Origin of the sequence: Pseudomonas sp. R15(2017) (assembly GCF_002112685.1) — a bacterium.
Taxonomy (GTDB): Bacteria; Pseudomonadota; Gammaproteobacteria; order Pseudomonadales; family Pseudomonadaceae; genus Aquipseudomonas; species Aquipseudomonas glycinae.
This window is the reverse complement of record NZ_NEII01000008.1, coordinates 360,966-369,143: the sequence shown is the minus strand read 5'-3', so window position 1 is coordinate 369,143 and position 8,178 is coordinate 360,966. Positions and strand designations below refer to the sequence as shown.

General features: G+C 57.5%; 9 protein-coding genes. 1 reads left to right on the top strand and 8 read right to left on the bottom strand.

Annotated elements, in window-relative coordinates; all coding sequences use genetic code 11:
* Window positions 1-265: 265 nt before the first annotated feature.
* The 6 genes from msrQ to CAF77_RS18600 all read right to left on the bottom strand — a co-directional run bounded on the left by msrQ (window position 266) and on the right by CAF77_RS18600 (window position 6,253).
* Window positions 266-889 (bottom strand): protein-methionine-sulfoxide reductase heme-binding subunit MsrQ, encoded by a 624-nt coding sequence (gene msrQ / locus CAF77_RS18625; protein ID WP_064382050.1) that lies wholly within the window; start codon window positions 887-889, stop codon window positions 266-268.
* Window positions 889-1,902 carry a protein-methionine-sulfoxide reductase catalytic subunit MsrP gene (msrP, locus tag CAF77_RS18620; RefSeq protein ID WP_085655090.1) on the bottom strand — a complete coding sequence of 338 codons (1,014 nt, stop codon included), beginning with the start codon at window positions 1,900-1,902 and terminating at the stop codon, window positions 889-891. Before msrP ends, msrQ begins: the two co-directional genes overlap by 1 nt.
* Window positions 1,903-1,964: 62 nt before the next feature.
* Entirely contained in the window at window positions 1,965-2,822 is an 858-nt protein-coding gene (gene pssA, locus CAF77_RS18615; RefSeq protein ID WP_039771608.1) for a CDP-diacylglycerol--serine O-phosphatidyltransferase, read from the bottom strand.
* A 147-nt stretch (window positions 2,823-2,969) separates the two neighbouring features.
* The gene (gene ilvC, locus CAF77_RS18610) at window positions 2,970-3,986 is read right to left on the bottom strand and encodes a ketol-acid reductoisomerase (protein WP_007959661.1); all 1,017 of its coding nucleotides are present in this window, start codon (window positions 3,984-3,986) and stop codon (window positions 2,970-2,972) included.
* A gap of 48 nt (window positions 3,987-4,034) precedes the next feature.
* Window positions 4,035-4,526, bottom strand: a complete 492-nt coding sequence (gene ilvN / locus CAF77_RS18605; protein WP_003205610.1) for an acetolactate synthase small subunit — start codon at window positions 4,524-4,526, stop codon at window positions 4,035-4,037.
* Between the two features lie 2 nt (window positions 4,527-4,528).
* A complete protein-coding gene (locus tag CAF77_RS18600) occupies window positions 4,529-6,253 on the bottom strand; it encodes an acetolactate synthase 3 large subunit (protein WP_011335952.1) in 1,725 nt (574 codons plus the stop codon).
* Between the two features lie 400 nt (window positions 6,254-6,653).
* Here CAF77_RS18600 and CAF77_RS18595 point away from each other — a divergent pair, with 400 nt between their 5' ends.
* Window positions 6,654-7,070, top strand: coding sequence for a DUF4124 domain-containing protein (locus CAF77_RS18595; protein WP_085655088.1), 417 nt, complete (start codon window positions 6,654-6,656; stop codon window positions 7,068-7,070).
* A gap of 18 nt (window positions 7,071-7,088) precedes the next feature.
* Here CAF77_RS18595 and CAF77_RS18590 read toward each other — a convergent pair whose 3' ends face one another.
* Together CAF77_RS18590 and CAF77_RS18585 are read right to left on the bottom strand one after the other, a co-directional pair.
* On the bottom strand, window positions 7,089-7,424 hold the full coding sequence (locus CAF77_RS18590; protein ID WP_064382054.1) for a YqcC family protein: 336 nt from the start codon (window positions 7,422-7,424) through the stop codon (window positions 7,089-7,091).
* Window positions 7,424-8,170 (bottom strand): hypothetical protein, encoded by a 747-nt coding sequence (locus CAF77_RS18585; RefSeq protein ID WP_064382055.1) that lies wholly within the window; start codon window positions 8,168-8,170, stop codon window positions 7,424-7,426. Before CAF77_RS18585 ends, CAF77_RS18590 begins: the two co-directional genes overlap by 1 nt.
* Window positions 8,171-8,178: the final 8 nt, after the last annotated feature.

The window sequence follows — 8,178 nt, the reverse complement described above, 5'->3', positions numbered from 1 at the left end:
TGCGCTTCCAATCTCTCGTTAGCGGGAGGCGAATTCTACAGCGTTACACGCTGCTGTCAACACCTCTTTTTCTCCGCTTTCGACCGAGAAGATCGAACCGTTGAAAGCGCCAAGCAGACCGGCATTTCCAACTCCTTCCAGGCTTCGATGAACTGAAGCAACCCGCTTCGAAACTTACTTAACTCATTGAATCTCAAGGAGTTTTCCGTTTCGACTGCGCCGGAAGTGGGGCGAATTATAGAGACTCAGAATCTGCCGTCAACCCTTAATTTCGCTTTTCCTGAAAAACCTGCTTTTTACCCATCAAACGCGGGATCCGGCGAGTCAAAGCGGGAATACGCAGCGCCAAAAGGAAACCACCTATAAAGGCATAGATTGCCCACTCCTTAAGATCAGCACGCACAATCCACAACATATGCAGCAATCCCAACCCGAGAATCACATACACCAGCCGGTGCAACTTCTTCCAACGGGTGCCCAAACGACGCTGACTGTAACGGTTGGAGGTTACCGCCAACGCCAACAACCCCAGAAAGCCCAGAGCACCCACGATGATGTAGGGACGCTTGCGCAACTCGACACCCAGTTGCGACCAGTCAAAACCGAGGATGAACGCCATATAGCTGCAAAGATGCAGAACCACATAGGCGAAACACCAGAGCCCCAACTGCCGACGCACAGCAATCCACCCGGCCCAGCCGGTAAGTTTCTGCAGCGGCGTCATACTCAAGGTGATCAACAGCAACACCAATGTCCCAAGTCCCAGCCGATCAACCAGGACTTTCCCGGGATCAGGCCCAAGCAGATCCGCAAAGGCCTGATAGAACCACAACAGCGGCCAGATCGCCGCAGCGAGGAAGACGCTCACGCGCCAGATCGGATATCGCATCAGTAGTTCTTCCGCAAATCGAGCCCTGTATATAAAGAGGCGACCTCGTCCGCATAACCGTTGAACATCTGCGTATCACGCACATTCGGCTTGAACAGACTGTTAGGCAGTCGCCGCTCCCGCGCCTGAGTCCAACGAGGATGGTCGACCGTAGGGTTCACATTCGCATAGAACCCATACTCATCCGCCGCAATGCTTTGCCAGGTTGTCTTCGGTTGCTCGCTGACCAGACTGATCCGCACGATGGATTTGACGCTCTTGAAGCCATACTTCCACGGCACCACCAGACGCAACGGCGCACCGTTCTGGTTTGGCAATTCACGGCCATACATACCCACCGCCAGAATCGCCAAGGGATTCATCGCCTCATCCAGACGCAAGCCTTCTACATAGGGCCAATCGATCAAGGCAAATCCCGAACGCTGTCCGGGCATGCTCTTCGGATCCTGCAAGGTTTCGAAGCGAATGTATTTGGCATTGGAAGTGGGCTCTACCTGCTTCAACAACGCCGAAATGGGGAAACCGATCCAGGGAATCACCATCGACCACGCCTCGACACAACGAAGGCGATAGATACGCTCCTCCAACTGGTACGGTTTCATGAAGTCTTCCAGGGCATAACGCCCCGGTTTACCCACCTCCCCGTCCACGACAACACTCCACGGTTCGGTTTTCAACGAACCGGCATTGGCCGCCGGGTCGCCCTTGTCGGTGCCGAATTCATAGAAGTTGTTGTAATGGGTCGCGTCTTTGAAAGGTGTGATCGCCTCATCCTTGACGCTCACCGCGCCCCATTTGACAGAGGGCAGTTTCTCGGTGAACCAGGCGGGCGCCTTTCCGGCCTCGACATCGGCATAGCGGGCAGCCTCTTCGGCACTGGCCCAGCGCGGCAAGGTGCTCATGGCCAAACCAGCCGCGGTCGCTCCGAGCAATTGCCGGCGAGAGAGATAAATGGATTCAGGCGTGACGTCCGACTCATGGCAATCGGACGCTTTGGGGACTTTGATCAGCATGGCAACTCCGCAGCTTTGGAGGACAGATGCACCATAGACTGCGGAGTATGAGGGAAATTACATCACTCGGCGTGTTTGTGACGACGAAGATGCAACAGATACTGCACCGGGCCCGAAGCGGCATAGGCGAGGAACACCAGCAGCAGAATGCGAGGCGGATCGCTGAACACCACGGCAAAGACCAGCACCACTGCAAGGATCGCCACGAAAGGCACGCGACCCTTCAAGTCCAGCTCCTTGAAGCTGTTGTACTTGATGTTGCTGACCATCAGCATGCCGGCGGCCGCCACCATCAGCGCGACCAGGAAAGACATCTTGGAACCCTGGATCCCGTAATCGCTGAACGCCCAGACAATCCCCGCAACCACACCGGCAGCAGCCGGGCTGGCCAGACCAATGAAATAACGCTTGTCAGCAGTGCCCACCTGAGTATTGAAGCGCGCCAGACGCAATGCCGCACCCGCCACATAAATGAAGGCAACCATCCAGCCGACCTTGCCCATGTCACCCAGCGCCCAGCCGAATGCCAGCAAAGCCGGGGCAACACCGAAGGCAACCATGTCCGACAGCGAGTCGTATTCGGCGCCGAAGGCACTCTGGGTATTGGTCATGCGCGCTACACGACCATCGAGACCATCAAGCACCATGGCAACAAAAATCGCGATGGCAGCAAAGGCGAAATACTTGCTCGCATTTGCGGCATCCCCGGCGCTCAACGCAGCCTGGGCACTCATCGAGTTGATGATGGAATAGAACCCTGCGAACAGGTTCGCAGTGGTGAACAGATTCGGCAGAAGATAGATACCACGATGCCGGACTTTACGGCCTTCTGCGTCATGCCCTTCTTCGATGTGCTCATCGATGGGCAGCAGGCTTTCGGCGTCGGAAGCCTGGTTCGGCTCTTCGGGACGTTCGCTCATGGACAGTACCTTGCAACGGATTGGACATTTTCGACAGGTGTCTGGGACGACGGTTCGGCCACAAACGATGCAGCTTTATACCAGAACCGCCGGCCCATACGAAAAAACGCGGCCGAGGCCGCGTTTTTTCATACAAGGTTCGACGACTTAGTTTTTGGCTTTGTCGACGATCTTGTTGGCACCGATCCACGGCATCATGGAGCGCAGTTGCTCGCCGATGATTTCGATACCGTGAGCGGCGTTGTTACGACGCTTGGCGGTCATCGAAGGGTAGCCGGTTGCGCCTTCGCTGATGAACATTTTGGCGTATTCGCCGTCCTGAATACGTTTCAGGGCGTTGCGCATGGCCTGACGGGATTCGGCGTTGATCACTTCCGGACCCGTCACGTACTCGCCGTATTCAGCGTTGTTGGAGATCGAGTAGTTCATGTTGGCGATACCGCCTTCGTACATGAGGTCAACGATCAGTTTCAGTTCGTGCAGGCATTCAAAGTAGGCCATTTCCGGCGCGTAGCCAGCTTCAACCAGGGTTTCGAAACCGGCTTTCACCAGCTCGACGGTACCGCCGCACAGAACGGCTTGTTCGCCGAACAGGTCGGTTTCAGTCTCGTCCTTGAAGGTAGTTTCGATGATGCCGGTACGACCACCACCAACGCCGGCAGCGTAGGACAGTGCAACGTTCTTGGCGTTGCCCGAGGCGTCCTGGTAGATCGCGATCAGGTCAGGGATACCGCCGCCTTTCACGAACTCGGAACGTACGGTGTGGCCCGGGGCTTTCGGCGCGATCATGATCACGTCGAGGTCGGCACGCGGAACAACCTGGTTGTAGTGGATCGCGAAGCCGTGGGAGAAGGCCAGGGTGGCGCCTTTCTTGATGTTCGGCTCGATTTCGTTCTTGTACAGCTGGGACTGGAACTCGTCCGGGGTCAGGATCATGACCAGGTCGGCACCGGCAACAGCGGCAGCCACGTCAGTCACTTTCAGGCCGTGGGCTTCAGCCTTGGCAACGGTAGCCGAACCTTTACGCAGACCGACGGTAACGTCGACACCGGAGTCTTTCAGGTTGCATGCCTGGGCGTGGCCCTGGGAACCGTAACCGATGATGGCAACTTTCTTGCCCTGGATGATCGACAGGTCGCAGTCTTTATCGTAGAAAACTTTCATGAATTTCCCCTTTATATCCAGGCCGTTCAGGCCATTCGCTAATTTGGTTTAGATGCTGAGTACTTTGTCGCCGCGGGCAATACCGGTGACGCCACTGCGGACGGTCTCCAGAATCGATGCGGTGCCGATGGACTGAATGAAGCTGTCGAGCTTGTCGCTGGTACCGGTCAGTTGAACGGTATACACGCTGGCGCTGACGTCGACGATCTGTCCACGGTAAATATCGGTGGTGCGTTTGATCTCGGCGCGCTGGGCGCCAGTGGCCTTGACCTTGACCAGCATCAGTTCGCGCTCGATGTGAGCGCTTTCCGACAGGTCCACCAGCTTGACCACTTCGATCAGCTTGTTCAGGTTTTTGGTGATCTGCTCGATGATTTCATCGTGACCGACAGTGGTCAGCGTCAGACGCGACAGGGTCGGGTCTTCGGTTGGCGCCACGGTCAGGCTTTCGATGTTGTAGTTGCGCTGCGAGAACAGGCCGACTACGCGAGACAAAGCACCGGGTTCGTTTTCCAGAAGCAAGGAAATAATGTGCCGCATGATTAGGTACGCTCCGTCTTGCTCAGCCACATATCGCGCATGGAGCCGTCTTTGATCTGCATCGGATAGACGTGCTCGCTGGTGTCGACCGAAATGTCGATCACCACCAGGCGATCTTTCATGGCGAACGCCTCTTCCATCTTCGATTTCAAATCTTTCGATTCGGTGATGCGCACGCCGACGTGGCCATAGGCTTCAGCCAGCTTGACGAAGTCAGGCAAGGATTCCATGTAGGAGTGCGAGTGACGGCTGCCGTAACTCATGTCCTGCCACTGACGAACCATGCCCAGAACACCGTTGTTCAGGATGACGATCTTGACCGGCAGTCCATACTGCAGGCAGGTCGACAGCTCCTGGATGTTCATCTGGATGCTGCCTTCACCGGTGACGCACGCAACATCGGTGTCAGGGAAGCTCAAAGCGATACCCATCGCGGCCGGCAGACCGAAGCCCATCGTGCCCAGGCCACCGGAGTTGATCCAGCGGTTAGGCTTGTTGAACTTGTAGTACTGCGCAGCAAACATCTGGTGCTGGCCCACGTCCGAGGTCACAAAGGCATCGCCCTTGGTCACTTCGCACAGGGTCTCGATCACGGTCTGTGGCTTGATCTTGCTGCCGTCGCCCTTGTCGTAAGGGAACAGGCCACGATCACCGCGCCATTCATCAACCTGCTTCCACCAGCTGGCAACGGCTTCCTTGTTCGGGGTTTCGCCGATTTCCTTGAGGATCGCGACCATTTCGGTCAGGACGCTTTCCACCGGACCAACGATTGGCACGTCGGCCTTGATGGTCTTGGAAATCGAAGCCGGGTCGATGTCGATATGGATGATCTTGGCGTTCGGGCAAAACTTCGGCGCGCCGTTGATCACGCGATCGTCAAAACGCGCACCGACCGCCAGGATCACGTCGGCATGGTGCATCGCCAGGTTGGCGGTATAGCTGCCGTGCATGCCGAGCATGCCGATGAACTGACGATCAGTGCCAGGATAGGCACCCAGGCCCATCAAGGTATTGGTAACCGGCAGGTTGAGCATTTTTGCCAGTTCGGTCAGCGGCGCGGAGCCGTTGCCGAGGATCACGCCACCGCCGGAGTACAGCACGGGACGCTTGGCCGCCAGGAGCATTTCTGCCGCCTTGCGGATTTGCCCGGAATGACCGCGAACGGCCGGGCTGTAGGAACGCAGTTTGGCTTTCTTCGGGAAGATGTATTCGAACTTTTCGGCCGGGTTGGTCATGTCTTTCGGGATATCGACCACGACCGGGCCCGGACGACCGGATTGCGCCAGGTAGAAGGCTTTCTTCATGACTTCCGGGATTTCCGAAGCGTGCTTGATCATGAAGCTGTGCTTCACGATCGGCCGGGAGATACCGATCATGTCGGTTTCCTGGAACGCGTCGGTGCCGACCATGGTGCTTGGCACCTGACCGGAAATGATCACCATTGGAATCGAGTCCATATAGGCAGTGGCGATACCGGTGATGGCGTTTGTGGCGCCTGGACCGGACGTCACCAATACCACGCCGGCTTTACCGGTGGCACGGGCGTAGCCGTCAGCCATATGGGTAGCCGCTTGTTCGTGACGAACCAGGATGTGGGTCACTTCCGGTTCTTTGAACAGGGCATCGTAAACATGAAGGAGAGCACCACCCGGGTACCCGTAGATATATTTGACGCCTTCGTCACGCAAAAAGCGGACGAGCATCTCACCGCCAGATAAAAGCTCCACGTTGTTCACCTCTAAAACGCCAGAATACCGTCCACTAAGAAGCGAACGGGTCTTAATAGGTTTACTTCTCGGCAGAGCATGAGCGACGGTGGTCGCCGACTACGTCAGCACTGACTGAGCAAGTATTGGGATCGTCCCAAGTGTTGCGGGCCTTTCCCACCCAGCGCGAGGTAACGCGTTGCGGGTGTAACAGGTCGACGCGGATATGCGCCTCATGATCTGCCGAGAGGGTCTGCTTCTGGCAGTCCCTGTACAGCGGACTTTGGATTCTTCTGTTTCGCCCTCTGCAAGTCAAGCCGTCAATGTGCTTAATTGTGGGTAAGCACATGAGAACGCAAGAAAAAACCTGGAAACCGCTACTCTGTTAGCTTCAATTGCGCAGTTTTGCCAAGGAATCAGCATGCGAACGCTTCTCTTAACTCTGCTAATCAGCGTCAGCTCCTGGTGCATGGCCAGTCAGATCTACAAATGGGTCGACGCCCAGGGCGTCACCCATTTCGATCAACGGCCACCACAAGGGCAGTCATCCACCGCCGTGAAGACGCCCTCCTCTCCCGCACCTATACCTGCCGCATTGCCCGGCAGCGGCGCGCTGGGCGATCAAAAAGCCATCGATGACAAGGTGAAGAAGCAAGTAGCCGAGCAACAGAAGCGACTCAAGACGTTTTGCGAACAGGCGCGCACGAATCTCGCGCAACTGCAGAACAATCCGCGCTTGAGGGAGGAAGTGGAGGGAGAACTGCGGCGGCTGAATGACGAGCAGCGCCAGCAACGTACTGAAGAGGCAAAGAAACAGATAGCGGAAAACTGCCAGTAACGACTGGCAGCTCCCGGTTCAGCGTGAGGCGGTGATCAGCAGGTCGAACTCTTTGAGCAACACCTGAAGCTGCCGATCCTTGCCCTGAAGATTGCGCTGGGCGAAGACCATCTCGGCCATTTCCTGAATGCCCGAGGCATTGGGCAATGGCAGATTCTGTTCGAGGATCATCTTCATCCGCGGCAGGAAGATCCATTGCAGCCACTGCTCGAAATCGAGGGTGTCGACCGAAAACGGCTCGACACTGCTCAAGGCTTCAACCGAGGGCTGGACGTCATCCCACCAGCCCTGGGCGCGCAGTTCACGCTCGATCAACAGCAATTGGTCAGCGACTTTGGAGAAACGACTGTCCATCACAGCGAAACCTTGGCCTTCTGACGGGCCAGAGTGGCGCCGGCGGAGTCGCCCTGTTTCTCACGTGCCTGAGCGATCAATTCCCACAGGCTGGCCTGCAAGTCCGGACGACCGTTGGCCATGGTCAGTGCACGCCGTGCGGTCTGCTCGGCTTGCGGCGCATCGCCCTGGGCCATACGTACCTGCGCCAGACGGTAAAGCACTTGCGGCTCGCGCGGCGCTACACGCTGGGCGCGTTCCAGACTGGAAGACGCGCCGTTGAGATCGCCACCGGCCTGCTGCTGTTGCGCAGTGGTCAACAGTGCGAGAACCGGGCCGTCCAGCTGCTCATCGGCAGACAGACCGCCACCGCTGCTGGCCGAAGGAATGCCGCTCGGCGTCGAAGGCATGCTGTAACTGCCGGAGCTGATCGGCGCCGACTCGACCGGCGAAGGGTTATACGGCCCCGGCGTGATGCCGCCGGACGCCGGGCCCGGAACGATCGGCGAAGTGCTGATCGGCGCCGAAGCCGCTGCGCCGCCCGGCACCATTACCACCACACCGGTATCGCCTTGCGGGATCGCCTGGGTCTGGGCCTGTGCAGGACGTTTCACCGTCGTTTGACGGAAACCGCCATTGGCCGAAATGCGCTCGCTGTTGGACACGGCGGTGCCGGAGTCAACAACCGGGATCGAACCACGCTGTACGGTGGAGCAGCCGCTGAGCAAAGCCACGGCGGTCACCGCTGGAATCAACCACTTGTTCACTTGAAACC

Excerpts from the sequence above, each read along its gene's own strand:
- msrP (WP_085655090.1), bottom strand. The coding sequence starts at position 1,902 with ATGCTGATCAAAGTCCCCAAAGCGTCCGATTGCCATGAGTCGGACGTC.
- CAF77_RS18590 (WP_064382054.1), bottom strand. The coding sequence starts at position 7,424 with ATGGACAGTCGTTTCTCCAAAGTCGCTGACCAATTGCTGTTGATCGAG.
- CAF77_RS18595 (WP_085655088.1), top strand. The coding sequence starts at position 6,654 with ATGCGAACGCTTCTCTTAACTCTGCTAATCAGCGTCAGCTCCTGGTGC.
- ilvN (WP_003205610.1), bottom strand. The coding sequence starts at position 4,526 with ATGCGGCACATTATTTCCTTGCTTCTGGAAAACGAACCCGGTGCTTTG.
- ilvC (WP_007959661.1), bottom strand. The coding sequence starts at position 3,986 with ATGAAAGTTTTCTACGATAAAGACTGCGACCTGTCGATCATCCAGGGC.
- msrQ (WP_064382050.1), bottom strand. The coding sequence starts at position 889 with ATGCGATATCCGATCTGGCGCGTGAGCGTCTTCCTCGCTGCGGCGATC.
- pssA (WP_039771608.1), bottom strand. The coding sequence starts at position 2,822 with ATGAGCGAACGTCCCGAAGAGCCGAACCAGGCTTCCGACGCCGAAAGC.